Genomic DNA, 22,850 nt, shown 5'->3' on the forward strand with positions numbered 1-22,850 from the left:
ACGCGGGTCAAGCACCGGGCCAGACCAATTCAATGCGGATGCCGCCAGGTTCGTGCAGCATCATATGCTTGCGCGGCCCCGCACCCATGGGTTCGGGCATAAAGGCGATGCGCACCCCCGGTGTCGCGCTCAATTTTTGCGCGATGGCCATCAGCGCGGCCTCGGACGGGACTGTCAGCGCAAGATGATGCAACCCGATATTGGCGCGCCGGTCGAAGGCTGCGGCGCCAGCGTCGGTTTGCCAAAGCGTCAGCCGGACCGTGCCATCGGTCACCGTTGTGCGCGGATAGGTTTCATCGCGGCCAATTTCATCAAAGCCAAGCGCATCGGTAAAAAACGCGGTGGTCTGCGCCAGATCGCGGACCGCAAGGCCAAGGTGGTTCAATCCGGTGGTTTCTGCCATGTGCGTTTTCCTATGCCTGCCTGCCCCTTTCTAGAGGGCGATGCGGCCAAGTTGCAACCGTTTGCCCGCGCATAAAAAAGGGCCGCGCGGCGTAAAAGCTGCGCGGCCCTTTGGCATCTTGTTATGCGATCAGATGCCGGCTTTGCTGGCTGTGACATAGGCGGGGATCAAGGCTGCGAATTTGGCGTTGATTGCCGCAAACTGGCGATCGATATCAAGCGCAAGCGCCACATCATTTGATCCCGCAACCTGATCAAGGCGGGTCTTGAGAACGGCCCAGTCGGCCGCAATATCTTCAAGCGCTGCGCGGACTTCGGCGGTTGGGGGGGCGGAAACACCCAGCCCCGCAAAACCGTTGATCAAAGCCCCCATAGAAGCATCAAACCGGTCAACCGATTTCACATAGCGCGACGTGCTGCCCATGACGGTGTTGCCGGTGATCAGACCGCAGGCCTCTTTGCTGATTTGATTGGCAAGCGCAGGCTGACGGGTCAGGATATCAAGCGTGAACGCATCGCTTTGCAACAGCGCAGGCGGGATTGCATATTCTGCGATAATTTCACGCAGCAGATACTTTGAGGTATGCATCATATTGAGATTGTGACGCGAGACATAGTCGGTCCCGTCTGTCGGGCCTTCACCGTTCAGGCGGCCAAGTGCGGCTTCTTTGAACCGATCCCACTGCGAAGTGACGCTATAGATGGTGGATACCAGCTTGCGGGTCTCTTCGGCTGTGTCGATCCCGTATGCGGCATCACCTTCGGTCAGCGCGACAAGGTAGCTGTCATAATCCGCAATGCCTTGGGTGATCTGACCGGCATAGACAGCCGTTTCGATCCCCGCGTCGTGAAAGCATGATGCAACAGCAATGCGCTGTGCCGTTTCACGCATCAACCCGCCAACATGGACACGTTCCGCGCCCGCCATATAGACCGCATCAGCGGCGGCAGTCGTTTGCGCCAGCGCAGGGCTTGCAAGGCCGATAAGCCCCGCAAAAATTGCCGCCACGATCTGTTTGGGGGACGTTGTTCGTGACTTTCCTGGCATGGCAACCTCGTGATCTGGCAGCGGAGAAGGGCGTGCATTGCGGCGCGCATGTGAATTCAGTGCGTTTGCAGCTTTGTAAAATCCGCTCATTGTGTGCTGATCCATGTTTCTACACGACGGTTGATTTGTCGACCCGCATCTGTCGTGTTGCACGCAGCCGGAGAGATTTCGCCAAAGCCGGTTGCCGCAAAGCTTACATGCCCAAGACGATCCCCCGCAACAGCCTCAAGCGCGGCGCGCACCTGTTCTGCACGGCCTTGTGCAAGCACCAGATTGGGGCCAAAGGCGCCAACGGAATCTGCAAACCCGACAAAGGTGATCTTTGTGCCTTGCGGCTGGTCGGCAAGGTAGTTTGCCAAACGGTCAAGATCTGCACGCCCGCGTGGATCAAGGATCGCAGATCCGGTCCGGAAACGGAATGTGGATGACAGGCGGTCGCTGTTTGCCATAAGCCCAAGCATATCATTGGCGACCCGCTGTTCACCTGCATCGGTGCCGGATTCAAGAACCAGACGTGCCCGCGGTGTCGCAAGGCCCATTGCAACGCGTTCCACGCCAAGGTTGATAAACCCAGACTGGCTGATCACAGGGTTCGCGGCATCCGTATTGGCATAGGCAATGAAATCGCGCGCCAGCGGATCGGCAAGATCGCCGCGGTTATAAAGGAAAAGGCGGCGGAACAGAGTATATTCCTCGGTTTTTACCGAGAACGCGTCCGGCGTTGTCCCGATTCCGCATTCGCTGATCAAGGTCAGCGGCTTTTGCCCGCGTTTGAAGGCAAAACCGACATAGGCGATTGCGTTGGTGTTGGTGCTCACGAAATTGGAGGCTTCGATGTTATCTGTCGCGGTAAACGCGCTTGGGCCGTTTGCTGGCGCATTCCCTTCAAAGATGCCTGCGTTAAAGACTGTCGCTGTGTCTGCATCGCTTGTGACGACGGCGATTTCCATGTTGGGTCCGCCGACTTGGGCCCAGTTGGTGACTTCGCCACGGTAAATCCGCGCGACATCAGCGACCGAAAGCTGTGACACCGGATTGGCGGGGTTCACGACAAGAACAAGCCCGTCGAGCGCCAGAATATGTTCTTGAGCAGGCGCGGTCATATCGCCCGCACCCGCGGCCGCAAGAATGGCCGCCTCATCCGTGGAGATTTCGCGCGCCGACAACGCGATCTGCGCGCTATTGTCCATCAGGCTTGCAAAAGCTTGCGTGGCGCTGCTTGAGCTGACCAGATATGTGCCAAGATTGTCGCCAAAACCTTGCTGGCCAACCAGCGTCGCGGCGAATTCGCCCGCGTTCGCTGTTGTGGTTACTGTTGCTTCAGCGTCTTGCACTGTCGCGTAGCCGCCCATGAGCAAAGGCATCAGGCCCTCGGCGATTGTGTCTGACCCCGTCAGGATAGTGTCTGCTTCAACCGTTTTGGTCGTAGGGCAGCTTGCGCCCTCACAGCGGACACGGTTTGTCGCGACGCGCAAATCGCCCAGCGGGGTTTGCAGCAGGTAATAATCATCAACAACGGCAATCAGGTCGCCTTGCAAGTTGATCGTGCCATCCGTGGATCGCAATGTGACGATATCCGCAAAAGCGCCCGTGCAGGCGACGGTGGTTCCCGCAAGAACAAGGGTTCTCAGCAAAGAACGCTGAATTGTGCAACTGATGTATTTCACCGAAGACTCCATAACTCTGTGAACGCACTACCCTACAGCGTGCGCGTGTATTAAGGCGCCAAAGCCGCGAGGCTCGGACCGCGATTAGTGAAGTTTTCGTAAACGATTGTGTTTGCATTATGGCATAGTGTCCCCACATTCGCATGATTGTCGCGCGGATAACTGTGGCGCCGCTATCCGACCGCCAGCACCAGCGAAATTCAAATGACCAAAAATGCCTTAAGATTAAGGGAATATTAACTGGCTTGGCTTCGTAAACGATTTCATTGGACGGTCGTCAAAATATTTTTAAGAATGTTACGCGAATTCCGCGCATTTTAGAAATTTATTACCAAATCACGAGGCGTGGGCGTTAGCGATAACGTCCAAAAAGGCAGGACCGAATCGCTCGACGTGGCGCGCACCTATGATCCGTTCAAGCTGTTGCGCATCGGTGCTGCGCATTTTCGCAACCTTAGCGAGAGTTGCCGCTGTGCAGCTCATGGGTTTGTCCAGCCCGTCCGGACCCCGCGCAAGCCCCGCCTGAACCTCTAGCAGCCGGTCGTAGATGGCACCTTCGCTTTGCCCGGCAAGCTTGCGTCTTGCCGGATGCACAGGCTCGGCTGCGCCTGCAATCACCTCAAGAAAGGCGCGACCGTAGCTTTCCAGCTTCTTTGCGCCAACGCCGCCGATATGCGCCATATCATCAAGCGTCATTGGCCGCTTTTCTGCCATTTCGATCAATGTGCGGTCGTTAAAGATAATATAGGCCGGCGCGCCCGCCTGTTCCGCCAGAAACCGCCGTTTCGCCTTGAGCGCAGAAAGCAGCGGCGCATCTTCTTCGCTGACCAGCATTTTGACCTTGGGGCCGCTGCCGCGTGCCGCGCGAATGGAATCGCGGCGCAGTTCTATTGTTGCTTCGCCGCGCAAAATGGGGCGCGCGGCCTCTGTCATGCGCAGCGCGCCATGGCGCTCGCGGTCTGGGCGCAGCAGGTCATGCCCCATCATCTGCCGAAAAATCGCCTGCCATTGCCGTTTGTCATATTCCTTGCCAACGCCGAATGTCGGCAGGCTGTCATGGCCGCGTTGCTGCACCTTATCGGTCAGATCGCCGCGCAGGATGTCGATCAGATGGCCCGCGCCAAACCATTCTTCTGTTCTAAGGGCTGCGGATAGGGCCATGCGCACAGCGGTGGTGCCGTCAAAAATCTCGGCGGGCTTGTCGCAAAGATCGCAATTGCCGCAGGGTTCAGGGCTTTCGCCAAAATATTCGAGCAGATTCTTCCGCCGGCAATGCAGCGCCTCGGCCAGTCCCAGCAATGCATTGAGCCGCCCGTGATCTGCCGCGCGCCGGTCAGCGGGCGCAAGCCCTTCGTCAATCTGCTGGCGGCGATAGCGGATATCGTCAGGGCCAAACAGCGTCAGTGTCTCGGCAGGCGCGCCATCGCGCCCTGCACGCCCGATTTCCTGATAATAGCCTTCGATGGATTTGGGCAGATCGGCGTGGGCGACCCAGCGGATATCGGGTTTGTCGATCCCCATGCCAAAGGCGACGGTGGCACAAACGATCAACCCGTCCTCTTGCTGAAAACGGCGTTCGACAATCCGGCGGTCCTCGGCCTCCATGCCGCCATGATAATGGCAGGTCTGATGTCCGGCCTCGTTCAGGGCGCGTGCCAGCGTTTCGGTTTTGGCGCGTGTGCCACAATAGACGATACCGGATTGCCCCTTGCGCGCGGCGGCAAAGTTCAGGATTTGTGCCCGCGGCCCGTCTTTGGCGGCAAAGGCAAGATGGATATTGGGCCGGTCAAACCCGCGCAGGAATGTGGCGGGCTGTACCCCGTCAAAGAGCTTTTGCACGATTTCAACTTGGGTTTCGGCGTCAGCCGTGGCGGTAAACGCCGCAAGCGGCACATCAAGCGTGCGGCGCAGGTCGCCGATCCGCAAATAATCGGGCCGGAAATCATGGCCCCATTGGCTGACGCAATGTGCTTCGTCCACTGCGATCAGGCTGACACCCGCGCGGCGCAGCATGTTGATCGTGCCACCCGATGCCAGCCGTTCCGGTGCCATATAAAGCAGTTTGAGCGTGCCCGCCTCGAGCGCTGCAAAAACCTCGTCAGTCTCATCTTGGGTATTGCCAGAGGTCAGCGCACCCGCGCTCACGCCCGCCTCGCGCAACCCGCGGACCTGATCGCGCATCAGGGCAATCAGCGGCGAAATCACCACCGTGACCCCGTCACGCACAAGTGCAGGCAATTGAAAACACAGCGATTTTCCGCCACCCGTGGGCATGATCGCCAATGTATTTTGCCCAGAGACAACAGCCGCAACGATATCTTTTTGGCCGGGCCGAAACGCATCAAAGCCAAAAACATCAGCAAGCAGCTTGTCTGCGGGCATAAACGGGCACCTGTGTTTTGTTATTTGCGTTCGGGGCACAGTCCCACACTCGGAATCGGGCAGCAAGTGGGAGGAAACGAAAAAGGCCGTCTTCCATATGAAAGACGACCTTTTGGTGCAGGGAGGATAAATTGATCGTGCCGCGTTTAGCGGACGATGTTGTAATCATGTTCGGCGACGATTTGACCGTTCACTTTCAGCACAGCGACCACATCTTGTTGCAGAACGGAATTCACATCCACTGTGACGTTGCCGTTGGCGCCCGCAAGAACGTCTTTGGAGCCGATCAAGGAACCTTTATCGCTGCCAACTTTTGAATAGATTTCAACGGTTCCGTTGGCGTCTGCATGCACCAGCCCGAGTTCAAGCTCTGGTCCGGCTTGCAGTTGTGAACCCGCTTCAAAGTAGTTGCCAGCCGAAGCTGTTGAACCCAGTGCAGCGATTGTTGCGGCGGCAAGTGCGATAGATTTGATAGACATAAGTATATTCCTTTTTGTGTTTAGGGTGCGACGTGCTGTCGCTTTGGTTTGTCTCTGCGGCTTTGTTTGCCGTGTTGATAAACGGGAATTGGGGTGCATTCCGTCGCAAGAAAAGGGCGGTGGCGATCACGAAATTGGTGATCAATGTGAACGGAAATATGTCTTGAAATCAGAGACCTGCCTGCCATGGGACGCGTTTTGTGCGTGGGCGCACCCGAACCGAGCAATCACTGTGCGCGCGTGCGAAGGTCGGGCCGGTTTGGTCCTCACGAGAATGCTGCATGCGCAACATCGTGAACAAAATTATTTCTGCAGTTGCACGGGCGCGTGATCTGTTTGCGCACCCGATGTGCGTTGCCAAGCCGGATGTGACGCCGTAGGTCTTTGGTAAATAGTAGGAGAGTTCATGGGCGAAATCATATTTGTGCGCCACGGGCAGGCCAATTCGGGCGCGACCGACGAAGAAAGTTATGACAAACTATCGGATATGGGGCACCAGCAGGCCCGCTGGTTGGGGGATTATCTGCGCGACCGCGAAGCACCCTTTGACAAAATCATCGCAGGAAGCCTGCGCCGTCACCGCGAAACGGCGGCGGGCATGGGTTACAGCGATCCGGTGATCGATCCGCGCCTGAACGAGATGGACTATTTCAGCCTTGGCAAGGCGCTTGATGATGTGCACGGCGTGCCGATGCCCGGGCCCGATGAATTTGCCGCCCATATCCCACAGGTTATGGAAGCGTGGCACCGCGCCGAGATCAAGGGCGTTGAAACCTTTGCATCGTTCGAGGAACGGGTGACAGGTGTCTTGCAAGAGGCCGCGCAGCCGGGCGTGCGGGTGTTGTGCATTACTTCGGGCGGGGTGATCGGCATGATCTTGCGGCATCTCTTGCTGCTTGACCCGACCCGTCTTGCGCATGTGCTGCTGCCAATCATGAATACGTCATTGCACCGCGTGCATGTGATCCCGCAGGGGCCGATTTTGGCCAGCTTCAACGCCGTGCCGCATCTGGATCATCCCGACCGCGCCACCGCCATAACGCATTATTGAGGTACGTCTGATGCTCAAGCTGCATTACGCCCCACGTACCATATCGGTTGCTGTCGCGATTGTGTTGGAAGAAACGGGCACCGACTATATCGCGGTGCCGATTGATTTTACGGCGGGGGAACAGGCGGGGGCGGCTTACCTTGCGATCAACTCCAAAGGCCGCGTGCCTGCGCTGGAAACCGCGCGTGGCATTTTGACCGAAACGGGTGCCATCCTTGAATATGTCGCGCCGCAACTGGTGCCCGATGATCCACTGGCCGCCGCGCAGATGCGCGAACTGATGTATTATCTTGCAAGCACGATGCACGTGAACCACGCGCATAAATTGCGTGGCGCGCGCTGGGCGGACGAAGAAAGCTCGTTTGCCGATATGACCCGCAAAGTGCCGCAGACAATGGCCGCCAGTTGCGAATACCTTGAAGAGCTGTTGCCGCGCCTGCCGTTTGGCGGCGGTGACGAAATGGTGTTATCTGAAGCCTATCTTTATGTGGTGCTGACATGGTTGCCCGGTGACGGGGTTGATGTATCCCGCTATCCGCACATATCGGCCTTCATGCGCAAAATGCGCGCGCGGCCTTCGGTGCAGCGGATCTATGAAAAAGGAATGTTATGATGGTACACCTATGGGTTCGCTCGGAAAGCCGCGCCAACGAAGACCGCGTTGGGTTAACGCCCGCAGGTGCGGCGCAGTTATTGGCGCAAGGGTTTCGGGTCACTGTTGAAGAAAGCAGCCAGCGGATTATCCCGATTGCGCAATATGCGGATGCGGGCTGTGAAATCGCGCCGGAGTTTTCGTGGGTCGATGCGCCTGATGATGCGTTAATTTTCGGGCTTAAGGAGCTGCCTGCCGATGGCACCCCATTACGCCACCGCCATATCATGTTTGGCCATGCCTATAAGGGGCAGCCGGACGGGCGGGTTTTGTTGGACCGGTTCCGCGCGGGCGGTGGTGCGCTCTATGATCTCGAATATCTGACCCATGCCGATGGGCGGCGCGTTGCGGCTTTTGGCTATTGGGCGGGATATGCGGGGGCGGCGGTGTCATTGATGTGCTGGGCCGCGCAACAGCGTGGCGAAATGGCTGTACCTGTGCATAGCTATGCGGATGCGGCGGTGATGCGATCCGATTTGCTGTCGCGGTTGGGTGATACCCGCCCCAACGCGCTGATCATCGGGGCCTTGGGAAGGGTTGGCACAGGGGCCGCTGACCTATGCAATGCAATGGGGATGCAAGTGACGAAATGGGACATGGCGGAAACGGCGTCAGGGGGACCATTCCCAGAAATCTTGGACCACAACATATTCCTGAACTGTATTCTGGCACGGCCCGGAACGCCTGTTTTTGTACCCGCGACCGCGAAAACCGCAGAGCGGCGCTTGTCTGTTATCGGCGATATCGCTTGTGATCCCGATAGCGATTTTTCACCGGTTAAGGTCTATGACCGCACGACAACATGGGATGCGCCTGCGCTGCGTGTGCATGACGATCCCGTGCTGGATGTCACGGCAATTGATAACCTGCCGTCGATGTTGCCAGCGGAAAGCAGTGATGATTTTGCGGGGCAGTTGTTGCCACATCTGATGACGCTTGATGCGCTGGACCACGATGTCTGGGGGCGCGCGCGCGATTGTTTTGACGGGGCGGTGGGTTAAAACCCACCCTACATTACAAAAGGTCTTCTTCAGCGTCTGTCGGGTCTAGTCCCAATGCCTCCATGCCGGATTCAAGATGGTCGGCCAGATGCGGCGAGCCCTTGAGGTAATCGGCGGTGGGGGTTGTTGCCTCTTCGTTTGCGGTGCGCAGGGCTTCTTGCAATTCGCTGGCGTCAAAACTGCCGCGCCCGATCCAGAATACGGCCACAAGGGCAATCTGTTCATCCAATGCGAGCCGGTTAACAAAACCGTCAAATTCGTTCTCGGCGCGGTGCAGTTCACGTGCGAGGATGATCACCTCGGCGATTTTATCTGATGAAATGGCAAGCATGTTACGTTCTCCTTGCGAAGGGTGTCACCCAGATCATAGCGCACCGCTTTGATCTGGCGCAATCAATCGTTCAAGGGCGCGATTTTGAGCGGGGCATCGACGGGCAGTTCCTCAAAATCAAAGTTATCCAACCGATCCGCGCGTTTGCCTGCGCGGGTGGCGGCAGTCAGCACGCCGGACACGTCTTCGCCCGCTTGGCGCAGGTGGGTTTCGAGCTTGCCGGCTTTTTCCGTGATAATCCCGACATCGCGGTGCAGCAGCCGCAGCGCTTTGCGGATTTCGCCGGCTTGTTCCCGCATCCGCGCATCTTTGAGAATCGCGCGCATTGTGTTGAGCGTGGCCATGCAGGTGGTTGGCGACACGATCCACACCCGCGCATCAAAACCGGCGCGCACGACCTCGGGAAGCCGCGCGTGCAGTTCGGCATAGACGGCCTCGGATGGCAGGAACATCAGCGCGCCGTCGGCGGTTTCCCCTTCAATCAGGTATTTTTCGGAAATGGCTTTGATATGGACCCGCACCGCAGCCCCGAGCGCGCGCAGCGCATAGGCTTGGTCGTCTTTGGTTTCGGCGGCGGCGTAGGCTTCGTAGGCTTCAAAGGGAAACTTGGCGTCGATCACAATCGGGCCGGGGGGATTGGGTAGATGGATCAGACAATCTGCACGTTTCCCGTTCGAAAGCGTCGCTTGCAGCGTGTAGCTATCGGCGGGAAGGGCCTTGGAGACGATATCGGTCAGTTGGATTTCGCCAAACATGCCGCGCCGTTGTTTGTTGGATAGAATGTCTTGTAACGACAGCACATCGCCCGACAGTTTCTCGATATTCGTCTGCGCCTTGTCAATTGCAGCCAGCCGTTCTTGCAATTGCGTCAGGCTTTTGGTGGTTTTTTCGGATGATCCGGTCAGCGTGTCTTTCATCTTTTCCTGCACTTCGGCAAGCCGTGCTTCCATGGTCTGGATCACGTGCATCTGTGCAATGGCTTGGGCGTCGCTGACGGTCTGGATATTGCCCGCCAACTGGCTTTGGCCTTGGCCAAGGGCGATGACATTTTGCGAAAGCTGCCCGACCTGTTGTGCGATTTGTGTGACCGCATCGGCTGATCGGCCCGCGCGCCGTGTGGATGCCACCAAAAGCAGCAGAATCGCCAAAAAGGCGGCGCCTGCAGCGATCAAAAGCAGATCGTTTGACGATAGAACCTGTTCACCAATCTGGATCATGTGCGCCCGAATAACCGTTCGATATCGGATAGTTTCAATTCAACATATGTGGGCCGCCCATGGTTGCATTGGCCCGCCATTGGCGTTGCTTCCATTTCGCGTAGCAATGCATTCATTTCCGGCCCTTGCATGCGCCGGCCGGACCGGATGGAACCGTGACAGGCGACCCGGCTCAGGATTGCGTCGATTTTGGCTTTGACGCTGGCGCTGTCGCCCTGATCGGCCAGTTCGTCCACAATATCGCGGATCATTGCGCTTGCGTTAATTTCACCCAAGATAGCGGGGGTTTCACGGACGGCAATTGCGCCACCGCCAAAGGGTTCGATGGTCAAGCCAAGCCGCGACAGATCATCTGCAATCGACAGGATCATTGTAGCGTCATTGTCGTTGAGTTCGACAATTTCGGGGATCAACAGCGCCTGCGCCGCAACCCCGTTTTCGGCCATCTGGGTTTTTAGTTTCTCATAGACGAGCCGTTCGTGCGCGGCGTGCTGGTCAACGATCACAATGCCGTTTTCCGTTTGCGCGATGATATAGTTTTCATGCACTTGCGCACGCGCCGCCCCTAGCGGCAGATGCGCGGGTTCGTCATCTATTACGGGTTCAATGCGGGCGGATGGAGCCTCTTGAAAACCGGGGGCTTGGGCCTGAAATGTCATGGACCGCGCGCTAAAGCTGGGACGATCCATTTGGTAAACGCGCGGGCCGGTCGGTTGCGGTTGCATCGCGCCTAGCGTCGCGGTCGAAACTGTCGTTGACGCGCGGTGTCCTGCATCGGCAAGCGCATGGCGCAACCCCGATACGATCAATCCGCGCACAACGCCCGGTTCGCGAAACCGGACTTCGGACTTGGCGGGGTGCACGTTGACGTCGACAAGTGTTGGATCGCAATCGACAAACAGCGCCGCCACCGGATGCCGGTCGCGTGACAGCACATCCATATAGGCGGCACGCAGCGCGCCGAGCAGCATTTTATCGCGCACAGGTCGTCCGTTTACGAACAGGAACTGCGCAATCGCAGCCCCACGCGAATAGGTGGGCAATGCGGCGTATCCGGTCAGGTGGAACCCCTCGCGTTCCATATCTATCGCCAGCGCGTTTTCTGCAAATTCGCGGCCAAGAATCGTTTGCAGCCGCCCGTGAAGGGCGTCGAACATATCGCCGCTTTGGGCGTCGGCGCGGAATGTGGTGCGGCTGTCGCCGTTGGACGCATCGCGCAAGATAAAGGTGATGAACGGTTCCGCCATCGCCAGCCGTTTGACGACATCGCTGACGGCTTGGGCTTCGGCGCGGTCGGTGCGCAGGAATTTCAGGCGCGCTGGCGTGGCAAAGAACATATCGCGCAGTTCAACCACGGTGCCCGATGTCAGCGCAGCGGGGCGCACATCGCCCGTTTTGCCGCCCGCCACATTGATCGTCGCCGCATCTGCACCGTTGACCCGCGATGTGATCGACAGGCGGCCAACGGCGCCCAACGATGGCAGGGCCTCGCCCCGAAATCCGAAGGAATGGATGTTCAACAGGTCGGAACCGTCGATTTTTGACGTTGCGTGGCGCGATAGTGCAAGCGGCAGATCATCCGCCGCAATCCCGCAACCGTCGTCCGTGACCCTGATCAGGGTCTTGCCGCCATCGGCGATCACCACCTCAATCCGCGTGGCTCCAGCATCAATGGCGTTTTCGACCAGTTCCTTGACCGCCGAGGCGGGGCGTTCAAGCACCTCGCCCGCTGCAATCCGGTTGATCGCGGCGTCGTCAAGCTGCCGGATCACCGGACGGGGCTTTATCTGGGGGTCTGAAATGGCCATGCCACAAATTATAGCAGCCTGGCGCGATTCTGCGAGCGTAGAATTACATTCACTCTGACGTGGTTAACAGGCCCTCTGGCTGGCCCACGACAACAAAATGCAAGTCATCCGGTGCGAGCAATTCACCCGCGACGCGGTTCACATCGTCAAGCGTCACCGCATTGATAAAATCATTGCGGTTGGTCACATATTCGGGCGACAGATCAATCATCTGCATGCCGACCATAATCGCCGCGATCTCGCTGTTGCCATCAAACCGCAGCGGGTATTCCCCCGTCAGATAGGTTTTCGCCGCCGTCAATTCGGCATCCGTGATCCCGTTCGCGGCGGTATCCGCCCAGACATCGCGGGTGACGCTGATTGCCTCTGCAATGGTGTCATTGGACGATGCGACTGAACCAAGCATCAGTTCGGCGTGAAACTTGGGCACCAGATAGGTGCCGATCCCATAGGTCAGCCCGCGCTTTTCGCGCACCTCGTTCATCAGCCGTGATTCAAAGCCGCCCGCACCCAACACGTGGTTCAGGATATAGGCGGCAAAGAAATCGGGGTCATCGCGTTTCATGCCGGCATGGCCGAAAATCGCAACGGCTTGGGGGGTGGCGTAGTCGATCACGGTGACGCCGCCCGCAAGGCCAAATGCAATGTCATCCGGCAACGCGGGGCCCTGCGCGGGTAGATCGCCCAACAAGGCATCAAGCATCGGACCCACCTGCGCCACGGTCACATCACCTACAACAGATACATAAAGCCGGTCTCGGGTCAGCGCGTTTTGATGTGCGGTGAACATATCCGCGCGGGTCAACGCATTGACGCTATCTACCGTGCCATCGGCATTGGTGCCGTAAGGGTGGTCGCCAAAGGCGGCTGCGTTCAGCGCGGCGCTTGCAATCCGGTTGGGGCGTTTTTCATCGCTGGCGATATTGGCAAGCACTTGCGCGCGCACGCGGTCTACGGCGTCCTGATCGAACGTCGGATTGATCAGCGCCTGCCGCAACAGCGCCAGCGCGTCATCCTGATTCTCGGTCAAGAATTGCGCGGAAATGCCAACAGAATCGTCATAGGCCGAAAAACTGTAACTGGCGGCTAGACCTTCGCGGGCGGTCTGGAATTCCTGCGCGGTCATATCGGCCGACCCTTCTTCAAGCAGGGCCATCATCAGATTGGTCGCGCCGCGTTTGTCAGGCAGGTCCAGCGACGTGCCGCCGCGAAAACGGATTTCGAGCGCGACAAAGGGAATGCTGGGTTCTTCAACGACCCAAGCGTTAATCCCGCCGGGGGATGTGACTTCGATGATGTCGATTTCGGCGCTGGCAGTGGTCGCAAGCAGGCCAAGGGTCAGGGCGATGATACTGCGCAGCATTAGCGGGCATCCTCCGGCGTTGCGACAACCCAGCCTGTGACGGCCTGATCGCGATTGAAAACTTTGGCGGCGGCGGCTTTGATGTCGGTCTCGGTCACGGATTGCAAAATCGCGGGCCACGCTTGTATGTCCGCCACCGTCAGGCTTTGGCTCAGTGCTGCCCCATAGCGGCGCGCGAGCCCTTGCATATCGTCCAGCGCGTAGATTTCAGAGGCGCGCAATTGCGTGCGGATGCTTTCGATCCGTGCGGGGTCAATGTCGTTTGCCATGAAATCCGAAATGACCTGATCCATTGCCGCTTCGGCTTCGGACAATGTCACATCGGCGGCAGGGGCCACGGCAACCTGAAACGTGCCCGAATCCAGCGTGTTCCCGTCATAAGACGCAGAGGTATAAAGCGCGATTTGCGAATCGAATTGCAGCGCGGTCCCAAGGTCGGACGTGAACGGCGAGCCGCCCAACAGCTCGGCCAGATAGACCAGTGCCGCGGCTTCTTCTTGGGCACCGCTGTTGCGTTCGGGGGCCAGATAGCTGCGGGTCAGATAGGGTTGGCTGACGCGCGGGTCGGTATAGGTGATCCGGCGTTCGGCGCGCTGCGGCGGCTCTTGGGGGCGGATACGTTCGGGCAGGTTCGGCTCTGCGGGGATCACACCATAATAGGTTTCGGCCAATGCGCGCACCGCGTCCGGCTCTACATCGCCGGCGACAACCAGAATGGCGTTGTTGGGCGCATAATACAGATCATAGAACGCGATGGCGTCCTCCAGCTCCAACTGCTCCATTTCATGTTTCCAGCCGATGACGGGGACGCCGTAGCGGTGGTTTTGAAACAGGGCGGCATTGAACTGTTCGCGGGCCAATGCGCCGGGATTGTTTTCGGTACGCTGGTTGCGTTCTTCTAGCACGACATTGCGTTCGGTTTCGATATTATCCGCCGTCACCGCCAGATTGGTCATCCGGTTGCTTTCCATCTGCATCATCAGATCAAGCCGGTCCGCCGCAATCCGTTGGAAATAGGCGGTGTAATCGTAGCTAGTAAAAGCGTTGTCGCTGCCGCCATTGGCCGCGACAGTCGCCGAAAATTCGCCCGCGGCCAGTACGTCGGTTTGCTTGAACATCAGATGTTCAAAGAAATGCGCAACGCCGGACGCGCCAACAGGTTCATCGGCCGATCCGACCTTGTACCAGACCATATGCACGACAACGGGGGCGCGGTGATCTTCGATCACGACGACTTCCATACCGTTATCAAGGTCAAACGTTGTCACCTCTTGCGCCTGTGCGGCGGTGGTGATCATGGCAATGGCGGCAAGAAAATGTTTCATCGGCACCCTTTTGGTTCGCGTAAGGGTAACCTGACGCCCCGCTGGGTGATGTTCAAGCCGCCATACGCGGTTGTGAATGAATGTTTTATTCGGCTGGCGGCGCGGTGGGGACCAGAATGCCCAATGCGGCAAGCCGCGCCAGTTCCGCATCCGCATCCAGCGCCTGCCGCGCATAAAGCACGAAATACCGGTCGCGGCGCAGCGGGTTAAACACGTTCGACAGCTTTTTGCGTTCGCGCAGTGCAGCGTCGCGTTCGGCCAGTTCGGCGCGGATATCGGGGTCAACGCCGAAGCGGGCGACCTGCGCGACCAAAATCGAATCATTTGCGGGTATACCCCCCGCAAATTGTGCCGCGCGGTTGCCACCAAGCGCTGCGATCGCGTCTGCCTTTGGCGTTGGATCGGCAAGGTTTGTGCCGCCAGGTGTCGGGGTCACAAGTGCCAATGTTTCTGGCAATGCAAGCGGTGCCGCAGGGTTCACCATAAATTCGTCAGGGCCGCCGTCCGTTGTCCGCATGTCGCGCAAAGGCCGGTCGGTATTGCCGCAAGCGGCAAGTAGAACCATCGCCAGAACTGGAAAAATCATTGCACGCATCAAAGCACCTATCGGTAGTGTCGGGGTCTTGTACCCCATGCCCGCGACAAGGTCACGCGCTGTTCTTGTTTGGTGTAGATTTGCCATCATCGCCAAAAAACGCAAGCCCAACAGCGCCGATAAAGATCGCAATATCAGCGATGTTGAACGAATAGGGGTTATTGATCCCGCAGCAGGACATATTCAAGAAATCCGCGACTGCCCCATAGAAAATACGGTCAATCACATTGCCCATGGCCCCGCCAATCAGCAGACCAGCTGACAGGTACACCCATTTTGACCCGCCGTGCTTGCGCAGCCACCAAAGAACAGCAGCTGAAATCACAAAGGCCAGCCCGATCAAAACCCAGCGCATATCTAACCCTGAAAACAGGCCGAAATTCACGCCGCGATTCCACGCCATATGGAATTCAAGGTAGGGCGGGAAGACTTCAATCTTGCCCCGCCCCGGATTGCCCAGACCTAGCCAATGCACGACATAGTATTTGCTGGCTTGATCCAGCAATATCACCCAAAGGCCGGCCCAGATTGTCAAACGCATGAGCGGTCCCTTAGTGTTTAAAGTGGCGCATGCCGGTAAAGACCATCGCGATTCCGGCCTCATCGGCTGCGGCAATGACTTCGTCGTCACGCATGGACCCGCCCGGCTGGATCACGCAGGTCGCACCAGCAGCTGCGGCCTCTAGCAGACCGTCGGCAAATGGGAAAAACGCGTCAGACGCGACAGCCGACCCGATGGTCAGCGGTTGCGGCAGGCCCATTGCATCGGCCATGCGTTCGGCCTTTTTCGCGGCGATCAGGGCGGAATCGAGCCGCGACATCTGGCCCGCGCCCACACCAACGGTTGCCTTGTCTTTGACGTAGACAATCGCGTTGGATTTGACGTGTTTGGCGACTTTCCACGCGAACAACAAGTCAGACATTTGTTCATCTGTCGGCGCAACTTTGGTCACGACCTTCAGATCATCCATGCCGACAAATCCGGTGTCCTTGTCCTGCACCAGCATCCCGCCCGCAACCTGACGGTAGGTTGTGATCGGGGTGGTCACGTCGGGCAGCGCGTCGGTTGTCAAAAGGCGCAGGTTTTTCTTGGCTGCGAATACGGCCTTGGCGGCGTCCGATGCACCTGGCGCGATCACGACTTCGGTGAAGATCTCGACAATGGCTTTGGCGGTTTCTTCGTCCAATGGCTGGTTCAGCGCCACGATCCCGCCAAAGGCAGACGTGCGGTCGCAGTTGAACGCGTTTTGATAGGCCTCAAGCAAGGTCGCGCCGCGGGCCACGCCGCAAGGGTTGGCGTGTTTGATAATTGCCACGGCAGGGCCGTCGGCAGGGTCAAATTCTGCAACCAGTTCAAACGCGGCGTCGGTGTCGTTGATATTGTTGTACGACAGCTCCTTGCCCTGATGCACCACGGCAGTCGCCACACCGGGGCGGCCTGTGCCATCGGTATAGAACGCTGCAGACTGGTGGCTGTTTTCGCCATAGCGCATGGTTTGTTTGAATGTGCCTGTGAACGATCGGCGGCGCGGTGCATCTTGGCCAATTGCGCCTGCCATCCACGTGCTGACTGCCGTGTCATAGGCCGCAGTGCGCGCATAGGCAGTTTGGGCCAGTTTCTGACGCAGTGCCAATGTCGTCTGGCCGTTGTTGGCATCAAGTTCGGCCAGTACAGCGGCGTAATCTTCGACGTCGGTCACTACGGTGACAAAGGCATGATTTTTCGCAGCAGACCGGATCATCGCTGGGCCACCGATATCGATGTTTTCGATGCAGGCGGCGTAATCGCCGCCTTTGGCAACGGTTTCTTCGAACGGGTACAGGTTCACAACCAACAGGTCGATCGGCCCGATGTTATGTTCGACCATCGCATCGCGGTGCCCTTCAAGATCGCGGCGGGCCAGCAATCCACCGTGCACGACGGGGTGCAAGGTTTTGACGCGCCCGTCCATCATTTCAGGAAAACCGGTCACATCGGCCACATCGCGCACCTCAAGCCCTGCGTCTCGCAGCGCAGCGGCGGACCCGCCGGTCGACAGCAATTCGACCCCGCGATCAGCAAGCGCGCGGGCCAGATCCACAAGCCCCGTTTTGTCAGATACAGAAAGCAGCGCGCGGCGCAGTGGTGCAAGGTCGGTCATTCAAAGTCCCCAGGTGTATATTCCACATCATCCGCTTCGTCACTTTGGACAAGGTCACGCACGGCTGTGGGCGTGTCTTGGGCCTTGGCCAGTGACCAGCGGACGCGTGTCGCATAGGACATTGCGCGCCCAGATAAAACCACCTGATGCGTGCCAATTGGCCTTAAACGGCCATTTTGCAGATAAACTGATGGCGCAACCGACAATTTCGCCGCGCCATCATGGCTAAAGACCCATGTTTCCCCCGATTTCAGCACCAGATAGACAGATTCACCGTCGCGCGTGGCAGCGACATCGGGGTGCAGATGGAACCGGATGTTAAAGGCGATCCCCTTGTCGCCGCGCGCCATGTCAAACTTGCCATTGTCATCATCATCCAACGTGGCAAGCAGGTCTTCGCAGGTCAATTGGCGCCCATCAACCGCGAGATTGAGAATCCGCGCATGGGTCAGCCCAAAGCTGCGCTGATAACCGTTGTGCGACATCTCAAGCTGACGGATGCCATCGGTGACAGGGGTGTGAAAGCGCACGACATCCGGGGTCTTGAGTAGCCAGACACCTTTGGGATTCAGTTGCGATGATGACACCCCTTCGATGCCCAGCGTGGAATGGCTGGCGGTGGCGCGGCTTGCCCGCCGCCATTCGCGGCCGAACCGCGCGCCTGATCCGCTGTTGACGATGATCGGGCGCCGCCCCGAAACCAGTTCAAACCCCAATGTACTTGCGTGACCTTTGGCTGATGCCGCACCCGTTGGCGGCACGGCTGCATCAACGATCAGCGATGTGCGCCCGCCGGTTTGCTTGGCAAAACCCATGTGCAGCCCTGCCGTTGGTGCGGTCCTGATCGCTGCTTCGGCAAAGGCCTGATCCAGCCGCCCTTCAAGCCCGGAGCCGCCGCCGTGAAACCGTGTGAGGCTGCCATCGGCATGGCGCAGCGCACGCAGGGTCGGCACGATCCGTTCAATCGCTCGGGTGATTTCACGCGGAACTTTTTGCCCTGCGGCCGTCAGCGATTGCACCGCCAGATTTAACAGCGTCAGGACTTCCAGCAATTCTTCGGGGTTGCGGGTGATAATTGCGCCGTCGGGGCTGATTTCATTGGCGCAGGTGGCCGCCAATGCCGTCACCGCTGGCGTTGCGTGGGCTTGCATTTCTGCGAGTGTCGATCCGGCATAGATCACACCGGCAAGCGCCTCGAAGCGGGCCAGCCCTTGGGGCATTGTGTGCCAGCGTGCAGCAAGAAACAGGGTCTGCTGCGCCAAAGTCCGCAAGAATAGTTCGGTTGCAGGCGTGTCTTGGCCGCGCAGGATGAATTCACCGTGGTTGATCCAATGGATCAAACGTCGCCCAACAACGTCAGGCGTCCAGCCAGCGTTGCGGCCATTGCCATATCGGGTGATCCATTCAAAAACCCAATCCTGCGCGCGGCTTCGCGCCTTTTCATCGCCCACCGCAACCAGATCATCCATCCAGTCACCGCCATGGATTTCATTGGCAATCTCGGGGTGTTTTTCTGCAATATCCCAAAGCGAAAGCCGCGGTCCTTCGACAAATACGCCAGAGAAAAGAAAATTTCCGGTGATCAACTGCCGCCCGCGCCCGACTACCCCGATCGAGCGGGGTTCGGGTGGCGTGACAAAACCGGTTGCCACATTACGCCGCGCCGCGCGCCGCGCATGTACCGCGTGCATAAATCTGGTGCGGCGATCCCGCCATGTGGTCGCTTTTGCCAATGCAGCGCCGCCTTGGTTACTCGTAATTGCCTGCACGATAGAAAATCATCACCGCTAAGTCACGCAAACTTATGGGCGTGCGCGTGGTTTTGCCAAAGCGTTAATTGCACGACGTTACGCGGAAACTGACGCTCACAGCTACCTTGGGTTGTGTTTGGGCAAAAGCTACACTGTTGCCGCGTTGCCATTATTGCTACCAGAAACGTAGTAACTTGTTTTCTAAGTATTATATTTGCATGGAGATTGGTAACTTTCCGCGTGGATTTAGTTAATGATGTGAGAAAAATGAAAAATAGTAACAAAGATTTGGGCCGTAAATTGACACGCGGCGTTCAGGCAATCCGGAATAGCAAAAAACTGGGTATATTAGCGACACCACTGTTTTTGGTCGCAACTGCTGCACACGCGCAATCAACGGCTATTCCGCAGGTTTACAGCACCGTCACCGGAGGCTCTGCTAGCACGACGATCACCGGTTTGCCGACAGAAACCAATGGCGATGCCACGCTTGATCTGAGCCTTTTTGGCGATCTCGATTATGCTGGCGGAGGCGGATTTGATGCAGAAACGTTGACCGTGTTTTTGGATGGTGTGAACGTGGGTGTGGTCGGCCCTACAGGAACGCAATGTGCATCTGCGGTGAACCAAAGCCTGATTGTTGATCAGGCTACACTTGCGCCACTTATTGCGGATGGCCAGCTAGACATTACCTACCAAGCCTCAGGCGAAGTAAACAATTTATGTGAAGCGTACAACGGCAGCCCTAGTGGCGTAAGCTTCGTTGTCAGCGGCACCATCACTTATGATGGCGTGACGGGCCCTGCTGCGCAGGAGCAGATCGCAAGTTTCATGGAAAACCGCGCGCGTGCGCTTGTGCAAAACCAGCCCGACGTGTTGCGTTTTGTCGATGGTCGCGCTGGTGGACGGTTTAATGCAGACGTAACCCAAGGTGCTGGCAGCATTGATTTTGCCTCTGCCGGACGCGGGCCTGTCTGGGCAACCCTGACCGGCAGCGCCACGGAATTTGAAGAAGGCAATGACCAAAGCTATTTCCTTGGGGCCGCTGGTGCGCATCTGTCTTTTGGCGACAACACCGTGGTTGGTGCCATGTTGCAGATGGATTGGGCAGAGCAGGATTTTGCTAACGGCGATAAGGCCGAGGGCAAAGGTTGGCTGGTCGGTCCGTATTTTGCCTCGCAAATTTCTGAACACCCGCTGTTTTTGGATGGGCGTCTGCTTTACGGTAAAACCGATAACGAATTCACGCCAGACGGCGATGCAACCGACAGTTTTGACGGTGAGCGTTTGTTAGCCATGCTGAATTTGGAAGGCCGCGTTGAAATGGAACAGTTCACCATGTTCCCGAATATCTCGGCCAGCTACGTCCGCGATACGCAGAATGCCTATACGGACAGCAATGCTGTTGACATCGACGCACAGGAAATCGAACAAACCGAGGTTGCCCTTGGTATGGACTTTGAAAAGCCGATCTCCTCGCATGACCTTGTACTGGTTGGCGGGCTATCTGGCATCTGGTCGGAAACCGTTGGTGACGCCGCCGCGTCATCCGTCATTGGCAATCACAATGGCTGGCGTGGCCGGATCGATGCAGGCGTGAATTACTCCAATGGCGCAGGGCTGAATGCCGGGCTGAATGCCTTTGTCGATGGTCTGGGCGAAGATGATTTGAAAACCGTCGGTCTAAGTTTGGCCGTTAACTATCAGTTCTGAACGAGCTGACTGCGAAGCAATTCAATCACCCGGGCGTCAGCAGACGTTCGGGTGGTTTTCTTTTGGGCTTTGAAACGCATATTTACCGGTGCGACGATCCGGCAAAGCTATTGTTTGTGCGCGGATTTGCCAAGGCGATGAACCGGCTTAGAAACGCGCGCAATTGTACCGCGTTTTCAGGTGCGGCCAGCGTCTCGGAGACCTGTGCGGGTGTTTTCCCGATCAATGGGAAGCGTGTAAAAAGATCAGGGCTAAAGCCACTACTGACAGTCGCAAGCACCATCCGCAAAGCATCCAGCATGTCATCGCCCCGATGCGATCCGTGCAAGATCGCCATCGGTTTTGCGATCACGGCATCGCCAGAGACCAGCCAGTCAATCGCGTTCTTGAGCCCGCCGGGCAGGCTGCGCACGTATTCGGGGCTGGAAAAAACGATCCCGTCCGTAGCTGCAACCCTTTGTTTGAAGTCCATAACGGCCTGCGGCGGTGCGGCATCAAGATCGGCTGAAAACACCGGCAAACTGGCCAGCTGGTCATACACCGCGACCGTCACACCCGTCGGCGCAATCGCGGCAAGCGCGTGCAACAAGGCTGTATTCGTTGACGCGGCGCGCGTGCTTCCTGAAATTGCGAGGATATTCATGCCGGTTTGCGCAAAACCGCCATATAGAACCCGTCCATGCCACCAAGGTCGGACCAATAATCAGGGCGCAGACGCAACCCGCCTTCGTCGGTTATCCATGCAGGGTCTATGCCAGCTGCGACAGGGGGTTCGACCGTCAGGCCCGCGTGCCGCGACAGCGCTTCTTCGATTTGAACCTCGCCTTCGTCGGGCAGTAGCGAACAGGTGCAAAACACCAGCCGTCCGCCGGGTTTGAGCAGGCTAAGCGCGTGGTCGATCATGGATTCCTGTTGATCAATCAACGCCCCGAATTCGGAACCGTCTTTGGCGTAGGGTAGGTCGGGGTGACGCCGGATTGTGCCTGTGGCCGAACAGGGCGCATCCAGCAGAATGGCGTCAAATCCGCCTTCGGTAAACGCAAAGGCATCGCTGACCACGGTGCGAGCCTTAAGGCCGGTGCGCGCAAGATTTTCTGCGACCCGTTCCATGCGCCGCGATGACAGATCAACGGCGGTGACATCCGCGCCAGCGGCCGCCAATTGCATGGCTTTCCCGCCGGGTGCTGCGCAAAGATCCAGCACCTTGAGCCCCGAAACATCGCCCAACAGCTTTACGGGGATCGCGGCGGCAGCATCCTGCACCCACCAATCGCCCGTCGCATAGCCCGCCAATGTCGATACTTGGCCCGCGTTCATGATCCGCACGGATCCGCTGGCAAGCACTTGCCCGCCCGTGGCATCGGCGACGGCTTGGGCATCGGTTTTTGCGCTCAGGTCCAGTGGCGCGCCGCCGAAATGCACGGCTTCCATCGCGGTAACCGCGTCGCGGCCCCAGGCGGCAACAAGCGGCTGGCGCAGCCAGCCGGGTGTCAGAGGCACCGCGCGTTTGTGCCAGCCTTCCGGCCCTTCTGCGGCGATCTTGCGCAGCACTGCGTTGGTTAGCCCCTTCATGGATTGGGTGCGTTTGTTGCGCGCGACAATTTCGACATAGGCGTTAACCACACCATGCGCGGCCTCACCGCCGCACAGTTCGATCACGCCAAGGCGCAGCGCGTTCAGCACGTGATCCGTCGGCGTTTTTTTCAGATAGGGTTTCAGCATCCGGTCGGCCCGATCCAAACCACGCAGCGCATCCGTTGCCAACCGTTGTGCGCGGGCGCGGTCATCATTTGCCAGCTGCGCAAGCGCGCCGCCTGCGATCAATTCCGCCATCAGGCGACCTTCGGTCGTGATTTGCATCAGCAAATGATGCGCGGTACGGCGGGCAGGCAGACCTGTTTGATTCATGGGGTATCTCTTGATG

20 protein-coding genes are annotated in these 22,850 nt (G+C 58.1%); 4 read left to right on the top strand and 16 right to left on the bottom strand.

All coding sequences use genetic code 11. The features are described from left to right. Positions 1 to 7: 7 nt before the first annotated feature. The 5 genes from BM320_RS14165 to BM320_RS14185 all read right to left on the bottom strand — a co-directional run bounded on the left by BM320_RS14165 (position 8) and on the right by BM320_RS14185 (position 5,978). Entirely contained in the window at positions 8 to 403 is a 396-nt protein-coding gene (locus tag BM320_RS14165; RefSeq protein WP_090201349.1) for a VOC family protein, read from the bottom strand. Positions 404 to 532: 129 nt separating this feature from the next. After that, positions 533 to 1,540: a type IV pili methyl-accepting chemotaxis transducer N-terminal domain-containing protein gene (locus tag BM320_RS14170; RefSeq protein ID WP_165615065.1), complete on the bottom strand. Its 1,008-nt coding sequence runs from the start codon at positions 1,538 to 1,540 to the stop codon at positions 533 to 535. Next, complete coding sequence (locus BM320_RS14175; protein WP_165615066.1) at positions 1,537 to 3,084, bottom strand: phosphate ABC transporter substrate-binding/OmpA family protein; 1,548 nt, start codon at positions 3,082 to 3,084, stop codon at positions 1,537 to 1,539. The genes BM320_RS14170 and BM320_RS14175 overlap by 4 nt, the downstream gene beginning before the upstream one ends. Positions 3,085 to 3,453: 369 nt before the next feature. Beyond that, a complete protein-coding gene (gene recQ, locus BM320_RS14180) occupies positions 3,454 to 5,499 on the bottom strand; it encodes a DNA helicase RecQ (protein WP_090201354.1) in 2,046 nt (681 codons plus the stop codon). A 146-nt stretch (positions 5,500 to 5,645) separates the two neighbouring features. Further along, positions 5,646 to 5,978, bottom strand: coding sequence for a hypothetical protein (locus BM320_RS14185; RefSeq protein ID WP_090201355.1), 333 nt, complete (start codon positions 5,976 to 5,978; stop codon positions 5,646 to 5,648). A 406-nt stretch (positions 5,979 to 6,384) separates the two neighbouring features. On the opposite strand from BM320_RS14185, the gene BM320_RS14190 reads away from it, so the two are divergent. The 3 genes from BM320_RS14190 to BM320_RS14200 are packed head-to-tail and all read left to right on the top strand — an operon-like array spanning position 6,385 to position 8,682. After that, the gene (locus BM320_RS14190; RefSeq protein WP_090201356.1) at positions 6,385 to 7,029 is read left to right on the top strand and encodes a histidine phosphatase family protein; all 645 of its coding nucleotides are present in this window, start codon (positions 6,385 to 6,387) and stop codon (positions 7,027 to 7,029) included. A 10-nt stretch (positions 7,030 to 7,039) separates the two neighbouring features. Next, entirely contained in the window at positions 7,040 to 7,642 is a 603-nt protein-coding gene (locus BM320_RS14195; protein WP_090201357.1) for a glutathione S-transferase family protein, read from the top strand. After that, positions 7,642 to 8,682 carry a saccharopine dehydrogenase gene (locus BM320_RS14200; protein ID WP_207496946.1) on the top strand — a complete coding sequence of 347 codons (1,041 nt, stop codon included), beginning with the start codon at positions 7,642 to 7,644 and terminating at the stop codon, positions 8,680 to 8,682. The genes BM320_RS14195 and BM320_RS14200 overlap by 1 nt, the downstream gene beginning before the upstream one ends. 13 nt (positions 8,683 to 8,695) lie before the next feature. On the opposite strand, the gene BM320_RS14205 is transcribed toward BM320_RS14200, so the two are convergent. From BM320_RS14205 to BM320_RS14245, 9 genes are all read right to left on the bottom strand, one after another. Beyond that, positions 8,696 to 9,013, bottom strand: a complete 318-nt coding sequence (locus tag BM320_RS14205; RefSeq protein ID WP_090201360.1) for a DUF3775 domain-containing protein — start codon at positions 9,011 to 9,013, stop codon at positions 8,696 to 8,698. A 62-nt stretch (positions 9,014 to 9,075) separates the two neighbouring features. Then, entirely contained in the window at positions 9,076 to 10,230 is a 1,155-nt protein-coding gene (locus tag BM320_RS14210) for a DNA recombination protein RmuC (RefSeq protein WP_090201361.1), read from the bottom strand. Then, positions 10,227 to 12,038 (bottom strand): DNA mismatch repair endonuclease MutL, encoded by a 1,812-nt coding sequence (gene mutL, locus BM320_RS14215; protein WP_207496931.1) that lies wholly within the window; start codon positions 12,036 to 12,038, stop codon positions 10,227 to 10,229. Before mutL ends, BM320_RS14210 begins: the two co-directional genes overlap by 4 nt. A 49-nt stretch (positions 12,039 to 12,087) precedes the next feature. Then, on the bottom strand, positions 12,088 to 13,401 hold the full coding sequence (locus tag BM320_RS14220) for a M16 family metallopeptidase (protein WP_090201364.1): 1,314 nt from the start codon (positions 13,399 to 13,401) through the stop codon (positions 12,088 to 12,090). After that, the gene (locus BM320_RS14225) at positions 13,401 to 14,726 is read right to left on the bottom strand and encodes a M16 family metallopeptidase (protein WP_090201367.1); all 1,326 of its coding nucleotides are present in this window, start codon (positions 14,724 to 14,726) and stop codon (positions 13,401 to 13,403) included. Before BM320_RS14225 ends, BM320_RS14220 begins: the two co-directional genes overlap by 1 nt. An 85-nt stretch (positions 14,727 to 14,811) precedes the next feature. Continuing rightward, positions 14,812 to 15,321 carry a DUF3035 domain-containing protein gene (locus BM320_RS14230; protein ID WP_242651065.1) on the bottom strand — a complete coding sequence of 170 codons (510 nt, stop codon included), beginning with the start codon at positions 15,319 to 15,321 and terminating at the stop codon, positions 14,812 to 14,814. Between the two features lie 52 nt (positions 15,322 to 15,373). Then, positions 15,374 to 15,862 (bottom strand): signal peptidase II, encoded by a 489-nt coding sequence (lspA, locus tag BM320_RS14235; protein ID WP_090201368.1) that lies wholly within the window; start codon positions 15,860 to 15,862, stop codon positions 15,374 to 15,376. Between the two features lie 10 nt (positions 15,863 to 15,872). Next, positions 15,873 to 17,462 (bottom strand): bifunctional phosphoribosylaminoimidazolecarboxamide formyltransferase/IMP cyclohydrolase, encoded by a 1,590-nt coding sequence (gene purH, locus BM320_RS14240; RefSeq protein WP_090201370.1) that lies wholly within the window; start codon positions 17,460 to 17,462, stop codon positions 15,873 to 15,875. Continuing rightward, positions 17,459 to 19,195 carry a heparinase II/III family protein gene (locus tag BM320_RS14245; RefSeq protein ID WP_311135504.1) on the bottom strand — a complete coding sequence of 579 codons (1,737 nt, stop codon included), beginning with the start codon at positions 19,193 to 19,195 and terminating at the stop codon, positions 17,459 to 17,461. The genes purH and BM320_RS14245 overlap by 4 nt, the downstream gene beginning before the upstream one ends. 285 nt (positions 19,196 to 19,480) lie before the next feature. On the opposite strand from BM320_RS14245, the gene BM320_RS14250 reads away from it, so the two are divergent. Continuing rightward, positions 19,481 to 20,926, top strand: coding sequence for an autotransporter outer membrane beta-barrel domain-containing protein (locus BM320_RS14250; protein ID WP_090201371.1), 1,446 nt, complete (start codon positions 19,481 to 19,483; stop codon positions 20,924 to 20,926). 82 nt (positions 20,927 to 21,008) lie between these two features. On the opposite strand, the gene BM320_RS14255 is transcribed toward BM320_RS14250, so the two are convergent. Continuing rightward, positions 21,009 to 21,569 carry an NADPH-dependent FMN reductase gene (locus BM320_RS14255; protein ID WP_090201372.1) on the bottom strand — a complete coding sequence of 187 codons (561 nt, stop codon included), beginning with the start codon at positions 21,567 to 21,569 and terminating at the stop codon, positions 21,009 to 21,011. Beyond that, complete coding sequence (locus tag BM320_RS14260) at positions 21,566 to 22,834, bottom strand: RsmB/NOP family class I SAM-dependent RNA methyltransferase (RefSeq protein WP_090201374.1); 1,269 nt, start codon at positions 22,832 to 22,834, stop codon at positions 21,566 to 21,568. Before BM320_RS14260 ends, BM320_RS14255 begins: the two co-directional genes overlap by 4 nt. Between the last annotated feature and the right edge of the window lie 16 nt (positions 22,835 to 22,850).

It is taken from the genome of Yoonia tamlensis (genome assembly GCF_900115105.1).
GTDB classification, from domain to species: Bacteria; Pseudomonadota; Alphaproteobacteria; order Rhodobacterales; family Rhodobacteraceae; genus Yoonia; species Yoonia tamlensis.